We start from the raw sequence: 19995 nt of genomic DNA on the forward strand, positions 1-19995 counted from the left end.
CGTCAGCCTCCCATGGCGAAGAGCGCGACCTCGAGGGCGTCCAGGCGTTCGCGAAGCTCCTGGGTGGCGAAGCCGTCGAACTCGATGGCGCGCTCGATCTCGAGCTTGGCTCCGGCCAGGTCGCCTTCGTCGATCAGCAGCGTGGCCTTCTTGGCGCACGCCTTGGCCCCCGCGCTCTTGCACAGCTCCACCAGCGGGCGCACCGGTGCCGGGATCGAGGCATGACGTGGGATCTCCGCTTGCGGCATTCGGAGCTGGCCCTTCTCGAGACCCATGTCGTAGCGGAGGCGCAGGTCTGCATTGCTGAGCACGCGATACGCCTCCGCGCCGCGCTGAAACACCCGGTGAAGTCGCGGCTCGACGTCTTGGTCGAGGCCTTGGTGCATGTCCGGGTGGAAGGCGAGGGCGAACTGGCGGAACGCCACGCGGATCGTTTCACCGTCGGCGATGGGCAAGAGCCCGAGGATCTCGTAGTAGCTCGAGTCGTCGAGGACGTCATCCCACTCGACGATGCGATCGATGTCCGAAGCGTCGGTCATCCGACCACGTTGTGGCCGGCGTGTCGCGCGGCCATCGCCGCCACGTCGCTCGCTTGCGGTACCGCGACCAGGCGCACGCGGGTGACGGCTTGCTGACCGGTCATGGTGTCGCGGGCGCGGACGTTGAGGATCCCGTCGGTGTCGAGGGCGAAGGTCACGGCGATGTTGACCTGCCCTCGGGGAGCCGGGCGCAAGCCGCCGAGCTCGACCTCGCCCAACAGGGTGTTCTGCGAGAAGTGGTTGCTCTCCCCTTGGCTGACGCGAACCCGGACGGCGGTCTGGTTGTCCGCGGCAGTGACGAAGGAGCGCGTTTCCTCGCAGGGCACCGGGGTGTTGCGCACGATGATCGCGTCGCAATAGCCGCCCACGGTCTCCACCACCAGCGACAGCGGCGTCACGTCCACGAGCAGCGGTGCTTGTGGGCCGGGCGCCGCGGCGGGATGGGGTGCTGCGGCGGGCTCGGCCGTTTCCCAAGGGGCGGGACCCAGGTCGGGGAGCAGCGGTGCCGGGGCAGGCACCGGGACCGGCACCGCAGGCGCTTGTGGCGCGGCGGCGGCGGCCATGGGCGAGGGCGGCAGGGGCGCGGCGGGCTCCGGCACGGCCGGCATCGGCGCCGTGCCGAAACCACCGAGCTGCATGGTGCCGAACTTCGGCGCGGGCGCAGCGCCGGGGGACTGCGCGGTGTTGTCTTCCATCTCCGGCACGTCGGGGATCGGCAACATGTGCTCGTCCACGACGGAACCGGTGCGGCGCTTGTTGCCTCCGGTGACTTGCGTGACTTCGTCCGTGGACGCCGGGGAAGCGAGCGAGCGGATTTGCGCCGTGCTCGGTCCGCGGGCGACCACGCTGCCGTCGTCCAGGAGCTCGCTCTCGTCGAGCTCGTACACGGCGACGCTGTCGTCGGTCGTCTGCTTCGCCTTCTCGGCGGCCGCGCGCGCGCTGGTCAGCGTGCTCATCACCGGTCGATCGCCCTCGACCTGTGGATGACGGCTGCTGAAGCGCGCCAGCGACTCGGCGACGTCGTGGCGCTCCGCCGTGGCGTCGTCGATCGACGGCGTGCTGGCGAAGTTGTTGGGCTTGGTGAACTCATCGGCGTCGGCGCTGTCGTCGCTGCCCACGATGGGCAACGGCACGCCGGCGTCCGCCACGCTCGGGAGCCGTTGGCGGACGGAGGGCGCGCTCTTGCGCGCGGCCTCGCGCTGGGCGCGCGCCGCGGCTTCCGAGGCGCTGGTCAGAGTGGTGTCCGGCGCGGATGCCATCCTCCGGCGCGCTTCCTGGGCCGCGGGACCGAGGCCTGGCCCGGTGGGGATGCGGCCGCGGGCACCGAGCCCGGCGACGGTTTCTGGCGCCCCCGGAATGCCCGGCGAAGTGCGGGGTCGCGAAGAGCGGTCCTGCGTGTGCGGCGATGGCTGGCTCACCGCGCCCCCCGGGGGCTGCACCACGAGGGGGCGCCGCGGCGCCGCCAGGGTCGCTTCTTCCGGAGAGATGCCCGGAGACGTGGGGATGCGAGGACGACCGCCGTAGGGCTCGGTGTTCGGCTCCCACGGGCGGCTGGGACGCTCGCCCGGAGGAAGCGTACGCGGTCGTCCCGGCGGGCGTGATCCGCGGGACGCGGGCTTCGGCGGCGCCGGGATGTCGCCGCGCCGTCGTTCTGCGCCGGTCAGCGCCGCGGCCTGGATCGCGGCGCCGATGGCCACGACCTCGTCGGGGCTGATGTGACCGAGCACCGGGCGCCGGAAGAAGTCCTCCACGCGATCGCGCACCAGCGGGATGCGCGTGGAGCCGCCCACCAGCAGCACCTGGTCGAAGTCGTCGGGCTTGAGCCGCGCGATGCCGAGCGCCTCGCGACACACGTCGAAGGTCTGCTCCGCGATGGGCCCTGCCAGGGCCTCGAGCTCGCCTCGGGACATGGAAAACTCGAGGTTCAGCGGCTGCCCACCCTTGCCGTGGGCGACCTCGGGAACCGTGATGGTGACCGTGGGCTCCGCCGACAGGCGCATCTTCACGACTTCCGCCGAAGCGCGGAGGCGCTCGAAGGCTTGCTTGTCGGTGCGCGGATCGTAGCGGTGGGTCGCCAGGAAGGCATCCGCCATGCGCTCGGCGACGGCGAGATCGATGTCGTCGCCACCGAGGAAGGTGTTGCCGGCAGTGGCGAGCACCTCGAAGACGTTCTCCGACAGATCGAGCAGCGTGATGTCGAAGGTGCCGCCGCCGAAGTCGTAGACCGCGATGCGTTCGTTGGCCGCCTTGCCGTAGCCATACGCCAGCGCCGCCGCCGTCGGCTCGTTCAAGATGCGCAGCACCTCGAGCCCCGCGACGCGTCCCGCGACCTTGGTGGCGGCGCGCTGCAGGTCGTTGAAGTTCGCCGGCACGGTGATCACCGCGCGCTCCACGCTTTCGCCCAAGGCCGCTTCCGCGATGGCCTTGGCGCGGCGGAGCACGAAGGCGCTGATCTCGGGCAGCGTATAGGTCTCGTTGCGCGCCACCACCAGCGTTGCCTGGCCGGGCCCTTCGCGCATCTCGAACGGGAAGCGCTCGCGGGCGCGGCGCACTTCTTCGGAATCCCAGCTACGACCGATGAGTCGCTTGATGGAGTAGATGGTGTTGCTGGCGTCCACCATGCGGCGCTCCTTCGCCGCGCGGCCCACCAACACGTTGCCGCTCGGGTGGAAGGAGACGACCGACGGCAACAGGCGCTCGCCGCCGTCGTCGGCAAGGGCCGCCGCTTGACCGTCCTTGACCACCGCCACGACCGTGTTGGTCGTGCCCAGGTCGATACCGACTACCGCTCCCATTGCGATTCGCCCCTCATGCCGAGCTCTCGATGGCGATGCTGCCGCCGCTGTCGTTCGAAGTCATGCTGTGCTCGATGTCCTCGATGGCCCGATCGTACCAGTGGCCGACCTGTGACTCGAAGGGCCACATCCAGCCGTAGTCCGCGCTGGTGAAGCGTCGCAGGATTTCCCTCCGCAACTGCGGGCTCCTGGCGGCGTCCAGACCCTTGAGCTCCGCCGTGGCCCGCAGGGTTTCGGTGTACGCTTCCCACTCGATGCGTGCTCGACCATAGGCGAGCCCGAGGGGGAAGTAGGGGATGAGATACAAGAACGTCATCAGCGGGAGGCCCCAGCGCCGCCGCTGACGCAGATGCACCCGCTCGTGTCGCAGAGTGATGACTCGCTCGAGGTCCGGTGTCTCGTCCCAGCCCTCGGGCACGTACAGGGTGGTGCCGATGACCGTGTGGTAGTGGCTGACGTACTCCCGCATTCGCCCCAGCGTCAGCACGCGTAGCGCGACGTCGATCGCCCGGCTGAGGCTGTCGCCGCTCTTGTGCACGATGCGAAAGGTGGGAAATTCTTCCCGTATTTCCTGGATGAGGGGCTCCAGCACCGGCGCTCATCTTAGCACCCACGCCCTTGGCTTCAGATTCCATACCCGCTGGTAGGTCCGAGTTCATTCGAGACCCAGCTGGTCACCCTCCTCCAAGGCGCGGCCGTTGGCCAAGTCCCGAGCATCGAGCTCCCGGCGACCCTCGAGCTGAGCGCGCTGGATCTCGAGGGTGCCGTCGCCACAGGCCACCAGGATCCGCTCCTTGCCCCAGATGGTGATGCGGCCCGGCGGGCCCGCTGCGGGCAGGTCCGAGACCTCGGTCCGGGTCAGGCGCAAGCGCTTGCCGCGCACGAAGCAGAAGGCCCCGGGCCGGGGACAGAGACCCCGCACCCGGTTCTTGAGGGCCGCGGCTCTGCCATCGAAGTCCAGAAGGCAGTGTTCTCGGGTGAGCGGCGGGGCGTGGGTGGCGCGGGCGGCGTCCTGGGGGACTGGCTGGAGCTCGCCGCTCACCGCGCGGGGGAGATCCTCGCGCACGACCACCGCCGCCAGCTCGGCGATGCGCTCGCTGAGCTCCCCGGCGGTCTCGTCTGCTCCGATGCTCAAGGAACGACTGAAAAAGACGGGCCCGGTATCGAGCCCTACGTCCATTTGCATCAGCGAGATGCCGGTCTCGCTCTCGCCCTCCATGATCGCCCAGTTGATGGGGGCTGCGCCGCGGTAGCGGGGCAAGAGTGAAGCGTGGAGGTTGATGCAGCCGTGTTTCGGGGCTTCGAGCACGGCCTCCGGCAAGATCCGGCCGTAGGCGAGCACCACCGCGACGTCCACGCGCCGCTCCAACAACCATTCGTGGAGGTTGCCGGTCTTGACCTTGACCGGTTGGTGGACCTCCACACCCAGCTCGAGGGCTACGGACTTGACCGGCGGGGGGGTGAGCACCAAGCCTCTCCCGCTCCGCCGATCGGGTTGGCAAACCACCCCCACCAGCTCGCTGCTGTCCGCCAAGGCGCGGAGCGCTGGGACCGAAAGGGCCGGCGTCCCAAAGAAAACGGTACGCATGAGGCCAGGCTTGTACTTCGGCTGGGTCCCCGCGCAAAGGTCGTGCCAGGGGAGTGGACGAATCCGGGGGCGGTGCTTAGCTTGACCCGCGTGCCCGTTCGTCGGAAAAGCCGAGGGCCGGTTTCCCCCGGGTTTTTCGCGTCGGCGAAGAGGAAAAAAGAATGAGTGAAAAGAAGAAGTCGCAGCCTGCCACCCAGACGCCCTCGAGTGAGGACGACATCAAGTTCGGGGACGAGCTGGCCGTCTTGCCGATTCGCAACGCCGTGCTGTTCCCGGGGGCAGTGGCTCCCTTCGACGTGGGGCGCGAGAAGTCGGTGGCTCTGGTGGAGGACGTCCACAACCTGCCATCGCCCGTCATCGCGATTTTCGCCCAGCGAGACCCCTCGACCGACGACCCGGGGCCGGATGACCTCTACCCCGTGGGCTGCGCGGCGCGGGTGCTGAAGGCACTCAAGCACAGCTCGGGCAACTACTCGCTGATCCTCCAAGGCCTGACTCGCATTCGCATGGACGAGATGACGTCCAGCGCGCCCTACCTCAAGGCGAAGGTGACGCGCGTGGAGGGCGCACCGGTGGAGGACGTGGAGGCCGAGGCCTTGGCCATGAGCCTTCGGGACGTCGCCAAGCAGGTCATCCAGCTGATGCCCGAGCTGCCTCGGGAGGCCGGTTCGCTGATCGACTCGATCCAAGCGCCGGGCGCGCTGGCGGATCTGGTGGCTGCCAACCTGGACGCCCCCGTGGAGGAAAAGGCCCAGCTGATCGAGACGGTGGATGTGAAGGAGCGCATTCGCAAGGTGCTCCGCCTGCTCACCCGCCAGCTGGAGATCCTCAAGATGCGTGAGCGCATCAACTCCCAGATCAAGGAGGAGATGGGCAAGAACCAGCGCGAGTACGTGCTGCGGCAGCAGCTCAAGGCGATCAAGGAAGAGCTGGGCGAGGACGAAGGCGACCAGGGCGACCTCGATGGTCTCGAGGAGCGCTTGGCCAAGGCCAACCTGCCGAGCGAGGCAGACAGCGTCGCGAAGAAGCAGCTCAAGCGCCTGCGCTCCATGCAGGTGGGCAGCGCGGAGTACACCGTGGTGCGCACCTACCTGGACTGGATCCTCGATCTTCCGTGGACGAACTCCACGGAGGACAACATGGACATCGCCGAGGTGCGGCGCGTGCTCGACGAGGACCACTACGGCCTCGACAAGGTCAAGAAGCGCATCGTCGAGTACCTCGCCGTCCGCAAGCTGAAGAAGGACAAGAAGGGTCCGATCCTGTGTCTGCTCGGGCCGCCCGGCGTGGGCAAGACCAGCCTGGGGCGCAGCATCGCGCGGTCCCTGGGGCGTAAGTTCGTGCGCATCAGCCTTGGTGGCGTGCACGACGAGGCGGCCATCCGTGGCCACCGCCGCACTTACGTGGGCGCGCTGCCGGGTCAGATCATCCAAGGCATGAAGAAGGCGGGCACCATCAACCCGGTCTTCATGATGGACGAGGTCGACAAGATCGGTCACGACTTCCGCGGCGATCCGAGCGCTGCGCTCCTGGAGGTGTTGGACCCGGAGCAGAACAACACGTTCGCCGACCACTACCTGGAGATCCCCTACGATCTGTCCAACGTGATGTTCGTGGCGACCGCCAACATCGCCGATCCGATCCCGCCGCCACTTCGGGACCGCATGGAGATCCTCGAAATCCCCGGCTACACCCGGCGTGAGAAGCTCGCCATCGCGCGCCAGCATCTGATCCCGAAGCAGCTGGAAGAGCACGGGCTCACGGAGGAGCAGCTCGCAATCACCGACGAGGCCGTGGAAGAGATCATCGAGCATTACACGCGCGAAGCCGGCGTGCGCTCTCTGGAGCGGCAGATCGCCAGCGTGATTCGCGGTGTGGCGGTGAAGGTCGCCGAAGGCGACAACACCCCGCGCAAGGTGAAGACCGAGGACGACCTGCGCGAGTTCCTCGGCGCCACCAAGTACACCAGCGAGGTGGCGGAGCGTACGGAGGAGACGGGTGTGGCCACCGGCCTGGCGTGGACCAGCGTGGGTGGAGAGATCCTGTTCATCGAAGCCACGCGCATGTTCGGCACCGGCAAGCTGCAGCTCACCGGACAGCTGGGCGACGTCATGAAGGAGAGCGCCCATGCGGCGCTGTCCTACGTGCGGACCAACGCCGAGAAGTACGGCATCCCCAAGGACTTCCTGGAGAAGAGCGACATCCACATCCACATTCCTGCGGGCGCCATGCCCAAGGACGGTCCCAGCGCCGGTATCACCATGTTCACGGCGCTGGTTTCGCTGCTCACCGGGATCCGCGTGCGGCACGACGTCGCCATGACCGGCGAGATTTCGCTCCGTGGTCGCGTGCTTCCCATCGGCGGGCTGAAGGAGAAGACCCTCGCGGCCCATCGGGCGGGCATCAAGCGCGTGATCATTCCGGATCGGAACAAGGCCGACCTGGAAGAGGTGCCCAAGGAAGTGACGAACGAGCTCGAGTTCGTCCACGTCAGCAAGCTCGACGAGGTGCTGGAAGCGGCCCTCGAGAGCGTTCCGCAGCCGTCGCAGGCGTACCTTGCGGCTCAGCAAGAAGCCGCGGCGGCGGGGGCGACGACCAGCAGCAACTGAGTCGCCGTCTTCTCAACGAGGCGACCGTGGTTCACGGTCGCCTCGTGACATTTTGTGCGCAAGGCTTGCCGCCGTCGCGGCAGCGTGCGCGTGAATCGCGAAGGAAAGACTTGTCGCCACGGAGATTCGCCCTGTGGCACGGAGGTTGCTCCCGCGCGTCGCTTACGTACTTTCGAACGAGGAGGACGCCATGCGTGTGCGGACTTTGATCGCAGCTTCGGTCGTGATCGTCGCCGTTTTGGGTTGCAGCTCGGGAGGAAGCTCCGGAGGCAACAACGGCAGCTGCCCGAACGTCGCAGGTGAGTGGAGCATCTCGGGAAACTGCTCGGATACATCGTGTTCCATCTCCCAGAGCGGCTGCAACATCACGGTGACCTGCTCACCCAGCGGAGACACGAACTCCGGGTCCGTGACCAGCAGCTCCATTTCGTTCGGTGCTTGCAGCGGTTCTCTGACCTCAAGCGGAGCGACGGGCACGTGCTCCGATACCTCCGGGACCTGCAACTGGTCGGCGTCGTGCAGCAGCGGGTCGTGCCTCAACTCCGGCACCGGTGGCGGTGGAGGCGGTGGCGGCGGTGGCGGCATCGACTGCAACACGGCGTGCAATCAGATCCTGCAGTGCTGTAGCCTGGACATGAGCAGCTGCTTGCAGGGGTGCCAGCAGCAGGGAGGCAGCGCAGCGTGCCAAGCCTGTTTCTCGTCTTCGGGCTGCGGAACCCTCGCACCGTGTCTGGTGCAGAACTGCGGTATACCCGCGTCCTACTGCGGCGCCTAACGGCGGAGCGCTGCCTCCCAGTCCCCGAGGCTTCGAAGCAGCGGCTCCTTGTCGAGCCCCATCATCTGTTGGTAGCGACCCAGCGCGTCGTCGGAAAGGCGCCACGGAGCTGCGAGCTCGAAGACGTAGCTCGGCATGCGACACATCATGCAAGGGCGCTCCACCCACAGGGCGCCCTGCACCCGATAAGCAGAGAACTCGAAGCCGATGCGGTTTCCCGAGCCGAGATCTTGGGCTCCGTGCTGAGCGGCGAACGCGGCGAGCGCGGGATCCCTCTGCGGTCCGGAGTGCCAGCGCAGCACTGCGAGCTCGCCGCTTGCGCCGCACTCCCCTTGCCCACGCTCGGGGATCCCGCGCGCCACGATGTCATGGAGCTCCTGGGCTACCCCCTGGCAATTGCCCGGGAGATCCGGGAGGGGCGCGGCCGGCGGAGCTTTTGGGAGCTGGGCTTCCGCCGTGGTGGGCGCGCTCCGGGGCGGCGGGGCGACGGTCACGGGAGCGACAGGGGGCGGCGGGGCGGGGGAGCAAGCCGCCAAGCACAGCGCCCCGAGCAAGCGCCGCATCAGCCCCCCGCCTCCCACAAGCGAATGCCCCCCATCATGCCCTTGACGTTGTCGAAGCGGATCACGTTGTCGGGCAGCTTTTCGGTGAGCTTCTTCACGTTGCCGCCGCCGAGATGCAGCCGGTCGTAATTGAAGATGGGTTCTAGCTGCGCGAGCATGCGCATCACGCGCTTGGTCCACTTCTTCTTGCCGATGCGATCGAGCTGGGCCTCGCCCACGCGTTCTTCGTAGGTGTCGCCCTTGCGGAAGGGGTGGTGGCCGAGCTCCAGGTTGGGAACCAGCCGGCCGTCCACGTACAGGCCGGATCCGAGCCCGGTGCCCAGGGTGAGCACGAGCTCGACGCCCGTGCCCTGGATCACGCCGTAGCCCTGGAGGTCCGCGTCGTTGATCACGCGCGTGGGCCGCCCCGTGAGCTCGGCGATCTCGGTCTGCAGGGATTGGCCTTCCCAGAGCTCGGTCCCCAGGTTCGGTGCCGTGCGCACCACGCCGTGCGCGACCACCCCTGGGAAGCCCACCGACACGCGGTCGAACGGCTTGTGTGCCGCGATCATCACGGAAAGCGTGTGCAATAGCGCCTTCGGTGTCGTCGGGTGCGGAGTCTTCTCCCGCATGCGCTCGGTGACGGGTTGTCCATCTGCGTCGAGCACCAGCATCTTGGTTCCCGTACCGCCGATGTCGATGGAAAGAGTGCGGAGTCCCATGGCTCTATCTTCTACCAGGCCGACAATTGCCGGGGTACCATGCTTCGCTATGCAAAATGCGTGGTGGTGGGTCGGATTGCTTTGTCTGGCGTGTTCCAAGAGAGAGAGCCCTGCGACGACGGCGAGCGCTGAGCCCATCCAAAGCGCGGCCCCCAAGCTCGCGCCCAGTGCCCGGGTTGAAAGGCCGCCGTCGCCGTTTCGGCTGGTCAAGGAGTTCCCGAGCGGAAAGTTCTTTCCCGTGGGCAGTGCCGCGATCCTGTGTGAGACGCCTTGCGTCTTCAAGAAGGGACCGCCCCCGAAGGTGTGGCTCATCGAGGGTGACAAGGTCGAAGAGAAGCCCGAGCTCTGGCCCGGGCACGCCTACCAGCAGTACCTCCCGACCCTGAAGGAGGAAGGCGAGGGGAGCGCTCCGGTGCTCTACGACGGAGAGTACCCGGACAAGCTCTACGCCGTCGGCGTGTCCGGCTCTCGTGTGTGGGGCGGCTTGCCGACCGTGAAGTTCGTGAAGAAGTACTGGGCGGAGTCGCGGAACGGGGTCGTGCGGGGTTCGCACAGCACCGACCGAGGCTTGCCGCCAAGAGAGTACGACGATGCTTTGGTCACGGCGCCGGTCACATACACGCCGGAGGTGCGGTTCTTCTTCGGCGCCGGCGGGCCGACGATCGTGCTCGACAGCCACGCCTTTCACGAGTGGGACGGCAAGGCATGGACGAAGAAGACCGCGCCTTGGAACGAAACTCCCGAAGGCGCGCGGCTTGCCGATGGTCGTACCCTGGTGACGACGGAGGCCGCGGCGTACCTGGTCGATAAGCAGGGGGAAGTAGCGCCGGTCGAGCTGCCGAAGGGAGCGTCCGAGCTTCGTCGGTACGAGATCGGTGGCAAGCTGTGGCTCACGTCGGAGGAAAAGGGCGTGTCGGTGTATCGAAGCGAGCTACGCACCTTCGACGAGCCCAAGCGCAAGGCCGCGGCGTCCAAGCCCAAGGAGCCGGTGGAGGGTGGCGCGAACCAACCTTCACAAGCTCCTTTTACCGACGCGTGTCCCACGCCCTTCGTGGTTCTGGCGACGCCGCCGAGCATCGATAGTCCGGTGCCGACGCTGGCCAAGGGCCTCCAGGGTCACACCGAGCTGTCCGCAGCGCTCTCCTTCGTGGCCTACAAGTTGGGTGCGCAGCCCTACTTCGGCGCGCAGGCCAAGGACGAGGCGTCCGCGAGGAAGCTGATTGATGTGATCAAGTCGGCGATCCCCGGGATCCGACCGCAGCTGGTGTGTATGGATGCCCTGTCGCACATCCCGGATCCCTACGATCCGCCAGCGGGGATTCGCCGCGTTTGGTTGCACCTGGGCTCCGGAGTCGAGCTGCGGCTCAGATGAAGCGGGTGGGTCTGCTGTTGATCGCGGTGACCGGCGCGGCACTGGGCAAGAGCCCGGTGCCGCTCCCCCGGCCGGCGCCCCAGCTCCGCGCGGACACCCCGGCGGCGGCAGCTCGCCGCAACAAGGCCTGCGAGACGTGCCACCCGGACATCGCCAAGGAGTGGCGCTCGTCGCGTCATCGGGCCGCACGAAACAACGCCGAGTACCGAGCGGCCCTCGCCCGCGAGCCGGGTTCGGCGCGCGGTTTCTGCAACGCGTGCCACGCACCGGAAGGCGCTGCGGACCTCGGAGTCGGATGCGTCACGTGTCATGTGCCGTTGGGCCCCGTGCTGGCGGCCCCAGGCACCGGCCGTGCGCCCCACGCTCTGCTGCGGACCGCCCAGATGCAAGACGGTGACGCCTGCGCGTCCTGTCACGAGTTCTCCTTCCCTGCGCCCAACGGCGGATCGCAAATGCAGCGCACCATGACCGAGCACCGCGTGGCGGCGGGCGCGAAGCTCGGCTGCAACGGTTGCCACATGCCGCTCGTGGGCAGCGGCAAGGCTCGCCATAGGAGCCACGTGTTTGCGGGCGGCCATGACCCGGCGCTGGTGCGGAGCGCGCTTTCCGTCAAGGCGACGCGGCCGAGCGCCGGGCGCGTCGAGATCCGCTTGACGCCGAAGAACGTGACCCACGCAGTGCCCACGGGGGACCTGTTCCGTCGCATCGCCGTCAAGGTCACGCTGCCCGACGGTCGGGTGCGGGCGCGCTATTTCTCACGGCGTTTTCGCGATGCTCTGCCGCTACGCCAAGAGGTGAGCGACGACAGGCCTTACCGCGGGACGACGCTGGTCGCGCTGGAAGTTCCGGAGACGGCCCCGGCCGTGCGCTACAGCGTGGTCTACGAGCGGGTCGCCCATCCCCGCGGCGCCGAAGAGGACGCCGCCATCGACGGCGCGATCACCATTGCCGCGGGACGCTTGCCCAGACCCTGAATCAGCTGCTCCGCACGTCGCGACCTACCGCGTGGCGCAGGCGCACCTCGGCGACCCGAAGGCCGACGTTGGCGCTCAGCACACCGAGACGCGCCTGGAGCAGGTCGCTCTCGGCGTCGATCAGCTCCGTCGTGGTCGCACGGCCCACGCGGTAGAGATCCGTCGCTACCCGGTATGCTTCTTCCGCGGCCTTCACCGCGCGCGCCGACGTTTGCACCGCGACGCGGGACTTCTCTCGGTCGAGATAGGCGGCGATCACCTCTTGGCGGATGCCGTCGGACAGGGCGGAGCGCTGCGCCTCCACGCTGCGGGCGTTGGCCTCCAGCTCCTTCGTGCTGGCGGCGCCGCCGAACACCTCGTTCAGGGTCCAGGTGGCCGAGAGGCCGGCGGACCAGGTGGAGTCCCAGCGGTTGGTCGGCGGGAAGTAGCGCTGGTTCGGGTTGGCGTAAGTGATTTCGGCGAACGCGTCCAAGCGGGGCCATTTCCCCGCCGACGCTGCCGACGCACCGTGGTGCAGCGCGGAGCTCGACGCCTGCAGCGCCTTGAGCTCGAGGCGGCGACTGAGGGCCTCGTTCACCAGCTGGTCCACGTTGCCTTGAACGCCGCTCCGCGCGGGCGCCAGCACGTCCTCTCCGATCTGATGCTGCTGGGGCGTCTTTTCGCCCATCACGATGCCCAGGCGATCCTTCGATAGCTTCTCGAAGGTCTGCGCTTCCTTCACCGACAGTTCGGTGTTCGCCACCAGCGCTTCGAGACGCATCAAGTCCGCCTTGGAGATCGTACCCAGCGAGTACGCGGCTTCCGCGTCCTTCTTGCGCGCGCGAACCCGTTCGAGCGACTTCTCGGCCACCGACACCTGACCCTTGGCCAACACCCAGGTGTAGAACAGCGTCCGGGCGTCCGACTGCACCTTGAGGCGCTCCGCCTTGTGGGCGAGCTGGGCCGAGCGCTTGCCGGCCTTGGAGCCCGCGATGGCGCTGCTCAAGCGCGTGACGTAGTCCGAGATGGGGACGGCGAGCTGTGCGCTCAGGGCGTAGTTGTTCTGCAGGCTTTCGATGGAGAACGCCGCTGCGCCGACAGGCTGCCCCTGGGAATCCAGGACGCATTGTCCCACTCCGCCGGGACAAGCACCCACCGTCAGGAGCCCCGGGTTGCCCGCCCCCACCAGGGCGCCGCTGCCGAAGCCACTGCTCACCGGCGACAGCCGCGTGTAGGTGGCCTTGAGCGTGACCCGGGGGAAGAACTGCACCGCCGTCTGCGTGACCTTGGCCTCGGCGGCTTCCACTTCTGCCAGCTTGGCCCGCACCGTCGCGCTCGACGCCACCGTGCGGCGCGCCACCTGGTCGGCCGTGAGCCCGCCAGCAACGGGGGTCAGCACCTTCTCTGTTTCGTTGGTCTGGCTCGGAAGCTCGCGGACGACCGGCGGCGCGGTGGGCTCGGTCTGTTCGGCGGGCGCCTCAGGGGCCGGCTGAGCGGCGGCGAGGGCCGCCGTCGCGACGACCGATAGCGAAAGAAAAACGGATGATAGTCGGCGGAACGAGCTCATGCGTCATGGCTCCCGGTGGCAGGGGACGGGGACGGCGCTTGGGCACCGTCCACCAAAAGTCGGCTCGACACCCAGCGCACCAAGCGGCTGTGGGCGAGCCCGTCCATGTAGGTGTAGACGACCGGCACCACCACCAGCGTCAGCAAGGTGCTGGTGATCAGGCCGCCAATCACGCACACCGCCATCGGTGCGCGCGTTTCGCCACCCTCGCTCAAGGCCAACGCCACGGGCAGCATGCCGAAGATCATCGCGGCGGTGGTCATGGTGATGGGGCGAAGCCGAATGACGCCGGCGCGAGCCAGCGCCTCATTGCGCTCCACGCCTTCGGCGCGCAGCTGGTTTGCAAAGTCGACGAGAAGAATCGCGTTCTTGGTGACCAAGCCCATCAACATGATGATTCCGATCATCGAGAAGATGTTCAGGGTCATCCCGGAGATGAACAGCGCACCGAACGCGCCCACGACGGAAAGGGGCAGCGACAGCATGATGGTGATGGGCTGCACGAAGCTGTCGAACTGAGCGGCGAGGATCATGTACACGAGCACGATCGCCAAGATCAGCGCCAGGCCCATGTAGCCGAAGGACTCGATCATCACGTCCGCCATGCCCGCGTAGTCGTGGGTCAAATCCGACGGAATGACCTCGGCGGCCTTCTTGTCGACGATCTTGGTGGCCTCGCCCAAGGGCATGCCCTCGAGACCGGCCAACACGGTGATCTGGCGCTGGCGCGCCTGGCGCTCGATTTGGCTCGGTCCCTCGCCGTGATTCACCTTCACCACGCTGGCGAGGTCGACCATGGTTCCGGACACGGACCGCACTTGGATGTTGCTGAGAGAATCGACGTTCTCGCGCTGCGCCTCGGGGAGCTGAACGACGATGTCGTACACGTCCAAGCCGTCTTTCAGCTCACTCACGGCGTCGTCCGCCACCAGTGCGCGGATGGTCGACCCGACGGTGGCCACGGGCACGCCGAGGTCCGCCGCGCGCTCGCGGTCGATGCTGATGTCGACCTCGGGCTTTCCGCCGCGGTATGTGGTGTCGAGGTCCACGAAGCCGGGCACCTTCGCCAGCTCGTTCTTGAGCTTGTTCGACACCTTGACGAGCTCATCCATGTCGTCGCCACGAATGTTGAGCTGAATGGGTTGCTGCCGGAAACCGCTGTCACCACCCACGGCGCTGATCGCCGCGGCGGTGATGTTGGCGTTCTTCACCTTCGCGTAGCGAGCGCGCGCCCAGGCCATCAGGTCCTCCTGGCTGAAGCTGCGTTCGCTCGAGGGCGTCATCACCACCTGGATCTTGCCCTGGTTCACCTGACCCTGAGCGCCACCACCGATGGTGGTGAAGGTCAGGCGGACGCCGGGTGCGTGAGTGCGGATGTCCGCGGCGACCGCTTCGACCACCTTCTTGCTGGCTTCCAGCGAGGTGCCGGTCGGTAGCTCGACATTGAGGGAGAACTCCGCCCGGTCTTCCGGCGGCAAAAACTCGGACTTCACCTGGCTGACCAGCACGAAGGACGCGAACAGCGCGGCAGTAGCGGTGAGGATCACGATCCAACGGCGCTCGAGCGAGCCTCGAAGCAGGCGCCCATAGATGTCGTCGATGGACGTCAGCACCCGCTCCACGCCCCGGGCCAGAAAGTTCTTGGCTTCGTGGCTCGGCTTCAGAAAGCGAGACGCGAGCATGGGGGTAAGGGTGAAGGAGACCAGCATGCTCACGGCCACCGCGAAGCTGACGGTGAGGCCGAACTGATAGAAGAAGCGGCCGATGATGCCCTTCATGAAGGCCACCGGCACGAACACCGCCATGATGGAGGAGGTGGTCGCGAGCACGGCCAGGAAGATCTCCGCCGTCGCGTTGGAGGCCGCCGTCATGGGTGGCTCCCCAAGCTCGAGATGCCGGTGGATGTTCTCGATCACGACGATGGCATCGTCGATCAAGATGCCGATGGATAAGGACAACCCCAACATCGTCATGTTGTTGAAGGTGAAGCCCATCCAATCGATGAATGCGATGGTGGCGACCACGCTGGTGGGCAACGCGATCGCGCTGATCAACGTGGCGCGGAAGTCGTGGAGGAAGAACAGGATGATCGCGACGGCGAGGAACGCGCCGAACGCCAGGTCGAACTGCACGTCCGCGATGGAATGCTCGATGTAGACGGAGTTGTCCGTCGGAACCGAGAGCGAAGCTCCAGCCTTGTCCAGGCGCGGTCTCAGCTTCTCGAGCTCTTCGCGCACTCGTTTGGCGACCTCCACGGTGTTCGCGCCGCTCTGCTTGCGGATCACCAAGCTCACGGCGCTGGTGCCGTTGAGAAACGAAGCGGAGCTCGCGTCTTCGACGGTGTCCCGGACTTGGGCCACGTCGTGTAGGCGGATCAGCGTTCCGCCTGGGCTCGGGATGAGTAAATCCGAGATTTCCTTGACGTTCTTGACCTCGCCCTTGGTCTTCACGCTCAGCTCGCGGGCGCCGCGATCCACGCTGCCGCCGGGAATGTCGAGGTTCTGTGCGCGGATGGCGTTCGCCACGTCTTCCACCGTGAGCCCCAGCCCGCTGAGCTTGGCGGGATCCACCAGCACCTTGATCTGGCGCTCACGTCCACCCACCAAGTCCACGCCGCCAACGCCCGGCACGCGTTGCACGCGTTCCTTGACGACCTTGTCGGCCAAGTTGGTGAGCTCTCGCGGGCCGAGCTTCCCCGAAAGGGCGATGCCCATCACCGGGGCGGCCCCCACGTCGAACTTCTGGATCAGTGGCGGTTCCACCTGCTCCGGCAGCGTGGATTGGACCTCGCTCATCTTGTCGCGAATGTCCTGCATCGCCTGGTCGACGTTCACGGACAGCTCGAACTCGACGATGACCTGAGTGACGCTTTCCAGATTCACCGAGCGCAACGTCTTGATGCCGCTCAGCGTGTTGACCTTCTCTTCGATGGGGTCCGCGACCTTGCTCTCCATCGTTTCCGGATCGCCGCCCGGATAGACGACGGTCACCGTGACGATGGGGAACTCGACGTTCGGAAACAGATCGACGCCTACCTTGGGGTAGGACAGAATGCCGAACACGACGAGCGCCGCGATCAGCATCGCGGCGAACACGGGGCGGCGAATCGAGACGTCTGCGAGTCTCATGGCGAACCTTGTGCCGTCTTCGCGGACTCTGCCGGCGGGGCCTTGCCCTTGGGCTCGATCGTGATCTCCGCCAGCATGCCCGGCTTGAGCTTGCCGCTCGCGTTATCGAGCATCGCGACGACTTCCACCGTGCGCGTGCGCGGATCGACCGTGGGGTTGATGCGACGAATCGGCACCGAGAGGTCCAGGTCCACGGCCGGGAATCGAACGTGAACGTTCGTGCCTACGTTCAAGAACGACAGTGCACGCTCCGGGAGCTTGGCGCGAAGCTCGAGCTCGCTGACGTCCTGAACGATCAACACGATCGTCGGGGGCATCATCGTGACCGTCTCCCCGACGTTCTTCAGCTTGGCCGTGACCACGCCGCTGATGGGGGAGCGCACGCTCATGTCACCCGCCATCTTCTTGGACAGGTCGAGGGCGACTTCGGCCTGCTTTACCGAAGTCTTGGCGCCGTCGTAGCGCGACTTCGAAGCATCGTAGATGGCGGGCGCGACGGAGCCGCGGTCGTACAGCTCCTTGGTGCGCTTGAAGTCGAGCTCGGCGGCGCTGAGGTTGACTTTTGCCGCGGTGACCTGCGCCTTGGCCTGCTCCACGGCCAGGGATGCCTGCCGCGAGTCCAGGCGGAACAGGAACTGCCCCTTCTTCACGGCGTCGCCTTCGTCCACCGAAATGGCCGTGAGCACGCCGCTGGCCTTGGGTCCGAGCTGCGCCTCGTCCTTCGGCTGCAGCGTGCCGGTGCCGCGGAAGCCGTCGTCCTTGGCGCTCGGGCTGCCACTTGCCGCCGGCTCGCCGGTGGCTACCTCCGGGATGTCCGGCGTGGGCAGCGCGGAGCTGGTCGGGCTTGGCAGGCCGCCTTCCGCTTTGCTCTGCTTGCAGGCGGGAACGGCGAACAGCATCACGGTCGCGATGCACAGTGCTCGGGTCTTCATGAGTGCTGGGCTCCTCGGAGGAAGAGATCGAGAGCGATTTCGCAATCGTCCATCAGGCGGGTGCTGCGATCGGAACGCATCCAGCGAAACACCACGGCGTTGACGTTCCCCGCGAGCGACCCCGCCAAGATGGCAGCGGGTACGTCGCCGCGAAGCATGGATTGAGTCTGGGCTTCAGCCAGAGCGCTCTCCAGAATCTGCAGGTACTGCATGTACGCCGTTTCGTGGTGCTCACCGAGCACGCGGCCGATGTCCCCTTCGCTGACCACCCCCGCCTGAACGTACATCGCGAACAGCTCGCCGCGCTCCTCGATGTGGTCCATCGCGGAGCGGACGATCGCGAAGGCACGCTCCAGAGGACTGACGCTGGGGTCCACGACGTCGAGGGCGGCGAGGAATTCTGCGCGCCCGGCCTCCACCAACGAGGAGAAGACCTGCTCCTTGCTGTCGAAGTAGTTGTACAGCGTGCCGATGGAGACCCCCGCCTCGCGAGCGACATCGCTCATTTTGGCCTGGTGGTAGCCCGCACCCAGAAACGCACGTTCAGCGGCCTCCAAGATGGCCTCCCGGTAGGTCTCCGTGGCGAGCTGTCCGACCCGCTTCTTGACGCGGGCTCTTGCGGTCATGGTCCGTGTTTCCTGCGGTGAACCGTGGTTCACTTTATAGACTGACGGTTCATAGCTCGCCAAGCCCGTGCCCGTCAAGTCGCCGCGACGGAAAGTTTGGGCCGACCCCAAAGTCCGTCAACGCGCCGCACGTCCGTGGGAGAGTGCCGGCCGTCCCCGATTCCAACACCAGAATCCGTTGCCCTGAATTAGCGTTGTCTCGTCGTGAAGTGGACGCACGCAGCAGTGGTCGTCGTGGGGCTGCTCGGAGCGTGCTCGGAGCCGAGCCCAGCCCCTGCTCCTGCCCCGCCCGTCGCGCCCGCTCCAGCGGTGACCGTGGATGCAGCGACGGCCTGTCGCGGCCGCATTCAGGCTGCGCTGAAGGAGGCATCGCTGCCCGGCATCTCCGAGCTCGACGAGCATCGCGCCGAGGTGCTTGCCCGGTCGAAGGCCGAGCCCGTGGTGTTCACCCGCGAGCCCAGAGCGGACCAAGACGTCTCCCGCGAAGTGCAGATGTACCGGGACCAGTTGGCGAAGAGCCCGTCTCCCGGTTGGACGTTGCACCTGCTCTACAAGTACCTCCACAATCGCCCCGAGATCGCCCGAGCCGTGCTCTTGCGCGAGGGCTACCTCTACTCGGCCAATCCCGACCTTGCTGCCGCGATGGTGGACGCCGTGGAGCTCCACGATCTGTATCGGGAGCCGGAGCTGCGTATCCAGCGCGGCAGTGCGGTGCTCACGGCCAAGAAGGGCAAGGGGATCTACTACGACTACGTGGACGGCCCGGAGCGCGGCCGCCGCGCGCACATCCTGCTTTTCGACCGCGTGTGGCCGGCGGGTACGGATCCCGGGGCGCCGCTGCACGTGGATCTTCGGCCCTTGTCGCACGAGCGCGGATTCCAGCGCATGCGCATCAAGCACCTGTCCGCCGAGCACATGGTGGCGGATCTCCGCTACGGCGGCACTTGGGTCCCGTCGCTCTTGGACGTGAAAGGAACGCGGGTGTCCTTCGCCTGCGAGGCGCTGCCGGAAGGCGCTCGGGAGCGGGTCACTCAGGCGCGCGCCCTGGCCACCCGGCGCCAGCGCGCGGTCGCGAAGCAGCGTGCGGCGATGGTCACCATGGTGGAGGAAGCGCTCCCCTTCGACGAGCCCATCACCGAGGAAGGTCAGCAGGACGGCAACCTGAGGCCGGCGTGGAAGTGGGCGTACAGCCACGGGTGGGATGGCTACACCTTCAACGACGACTACTACCGCGTGTTCGATCTCCAGGGGCGACCCAAGGTGCCCCAGGTGTGCATCGACTTCATCACCGACACCTTGGAGCGCGCCAGCGGAACTTGGTGGGAGCCTCAGGACCGCGCCCGGGAGCGCAAGCTCGGCGGCGTCGATTTCGACAACATGGACATCGAAAACCGCCGCAGCGTGGACGTGTTCATTCGCTACGCGAAGGAGCACCCGGCGTGGTTCGACGTCTACGAGCTCGCGGACGAGGAACGCGTGCGTTTCTTCAATCGCCACGACTTCTTCGCCCACCTGGCCGCCAACGCGGACCGATACGCGCCGGGAGACATCGTCGCCATTCACGGGCCGCGCAGTGACGGCGAGATGCACTGGCATTCGTTCTACATCTACGATTCGGATCCGGTGACCGGCATGCCGCTGCTCACGGCGAGCAACGCGGGGCGCCCGCGCATCCGCTCTTGGGAAGGCGAGATGCGGGCGGCACCGCTCCGCAGCATTCGCGCCCGCATTCGCCTTCGGCTGGACTGGCTGGAGTCGATCCTGGGGCGGGACGACGTGGTGACCCAGGCCGGGCCCGCGCCGCTGATCTCCGCGCCGATCTGAGGGATTTCGGCTAATCTCGCCAA

At 67.0% G+C, this 19995-nt stretch carries 15 protein-coding genes; 5 read left to right on the forward strand and 10 right to left on the reverse strand.

Features of this window, described 5'->3' with window-relative positions; genetic code table 11:
• Nucleotides 1-2: 2 nt before the first annotated feature.
• The 4 genes from H6717_09285 to H6717_09300 form a co-directional block, all read right to left on the reverse strand.
• A complete protein-coding gene (locus H6717_09285) occupies nt 3-539 on the reverse strand; it encodes a J domain-containing protein (protein MCB9577204.1) in 537 nt (178 codons plus the stop codon).
• Nucleotides 536-3334, reverse strand: a complete 2799-nt coding sequence (locus H6717_09290) for an Hsp70 family protein (GenBank protein ID MCB9577205.1) — start codon at nt 3332-3334, stop codon at nt 536-538. Before H6717_09290 ends, H6717_09285 begins: the two co-directional genes overlap by 4 nt.
• Nucleotides 3335-3347: 13 nt before the next feature.
• Nucleotides 3348-3926, reverse strand: a complete 579-nt coding sequence (locus H6717_09295) for a hypothetical protein (protein MCB9577206.1) — start codon at nt 3924-3926, stop codon at nt 3348-3350.
• A gap of 63 nt (nt 3927-3989) precedes the next feature.
• On the reverse strand, nt 3990-4922 hold the full coding sequence (locus H6717_09300) for a methionyl-tRNA formyltransferase (protein ID MCB9577207.1): 933 nt from the start codon (nt 4920-4922) through the stop codon (nt 3990-3992).
• 161 nt (nt 4923-5083) lie between these two features.
• Between H6717_09300 and lon the strand changes: the two genes are divergently transcribed.
• Together lon and H6717_09310 are read left to right on the forward strand one after the other, a co-directional pair.
• Complete coding sequence (gene lon, locus H6717_09305; GenBank protein MCB9577208.1) at nt 5084-7531, forward strand: endopeptidase La; 2448 nt, start codon at nt 5084-5086, stop codon at nt 7529-7531.
• A 190-nt stretch (nt 7532-7721) separates the two neighbouring features.
• Nucleotides 7722-8306, forward strand: coding sequence for a hypothetical protein (locus tag H6717_09310; protein ID MCB9577209.1), 585 nt, complete (start codon nt 7722-7724; stop codon nt 8304-8306).
• Here the strand turns inward: H6717_09310 and H6717_09315 are convergent.
• Both H6717_09315 and H6717_09320 read right to left on the reverse strand, forming a co-directional pair.
• Complete coding sequence (locus tag H6717_09315) at nt 8303-8869, reverse strand: hypothetical protein (protein MCB9577210.1); 567 nt, start codon at nt 8867-8869, stop codon at nt 8303-8305. The two genes, H6717_09310 and H6717_09315, sit on opposite strands and share 4 nt — an antisense overlap.
• Entirely contained in the window at nt 8869-9570 is a 702-nt protein-coding gene (locus H6717_09320; protein ID MCB9577211.1) for an ROK family protein, read from the reverse strand. Before H6717_09320 ends, H6717_09315 begins: the two co-directional genes overlap by 1 nt.
• A gap of 238 nt (nt 9571-9808) precedes the next feature.
• Between H6717_09320 and H6717_09325 the strand changes: the two genes are divergently transcribed.
• Nucleotides 9809-10942 carry a hypothetical protein gene (locus H6717_09325; protein MCB9577212.1) on the forward strand — a complete coding sequence of 378 codons (1134 nt, stop codon included), beginning with the start codon at nt 9809-9811 and terminating at the stop codon, nt 10940-10942.
• Entirely contained in the window at nt 10939-11916 is a 978-nt protein-coding gene (locus tag H6717_09330; GenBank protein ID MCB9577213.1) for a hypothetical protein, read from the forward strand. The genes H6717_09325 and H6717_09330 overlap by 4 nt, the downstream gene beginning before the upstream one ends.
• A 1-nt stretch (nt 11917) precedes the next feature.
• Here H6717_09330 and H6717_09335 read toward each other — a convergent pair whose 3' ends face one another.
• Genes H6717_09335 through H6717_09350 form a run of 4 tightly spaced genes read right to left on the reverse strand, consistent with a single transcriptional unit; the run spans nt 11918 to nt 18148 of the window.
• Nucleotides 11918-13462 carry a TolC family protein gene (locus H6717_09335; GenBank protein ID MCB9577214.1) on the reverse strand — a complete coding sequence of 515 codons (1545 nt, stop codon included), beginning with the start codon at nt 13460-13462 and terminating at the stop codon, nt 11918-11920.
• Nucleotides 13459-16590 (reverse strand): efflux RND transporter permease subunit, encoded by a 3132-nt coding sequence (locus tag H6717_09340; protein ID MCB9577215.1) that lies wholly within the window; start codon nt 16588-16590, stop codon nt 13459-13461. Before H6717_09340 ends, H6717_09335 begins: the two co-directional genes overlap by 4 nt.
• Nucleotides 16587-17522 carry an efflux RND transporter periplasmic adaptor subunit gene (locus H6717_09345; GenBank protein ID MCB9577216.1) on the reverse strand — a complete coding sequence of 312 codons (936 nt, stop codon included), beginning with the start codon at nt 17520-17522 and terminating at the stop codon, nt 16587-16589. The genes H6717_09340 and H6717_09345 overlap by 4 nt, the downstream gene beginning before the upstream one ends.
• Nucleotides 17519-18148, reverse strand: a complete 630-nt coding sequence (locus H6717_09350; protein MCB9577217.1) for a TetR/AcrR family transcriptional regulator — start codon at nt 18146-18148, stop codon at nt 17519-17521. The genes H6717_09345 and H6717_09350 overlap by 4 nt, the downstream gene beginning before the upstream one ends.
• 204 nt (nt 18149-18352) lie before the next feature.
• Between H6717_09350 and H6717_09355 the strand changes: the two genes are divergently transcribed.
• The gene (locus H6717_09355; protein ID MCB9577218.1) at nt 18353-19972 is read left to right on the forward strand and encodes a hypothetical protein; all 1620 of its coding nucleotides are present in this window, start codon (nt 18353-18355) and stop codon (nt 19970-19972) included.
• The last annotated feature ends 23 nt before the right edge of the window (nt 19973-19995 follow it).

The sequence above is a fragment of the Polyangiaceae bacterium genome (assembly GCA_020633235.1).
Classification (GTDB): domain Bacteria; phylum Myxococcota_A; class Polyangia; order Polyangiales; family Polyangiaceae; genus JACKEA01.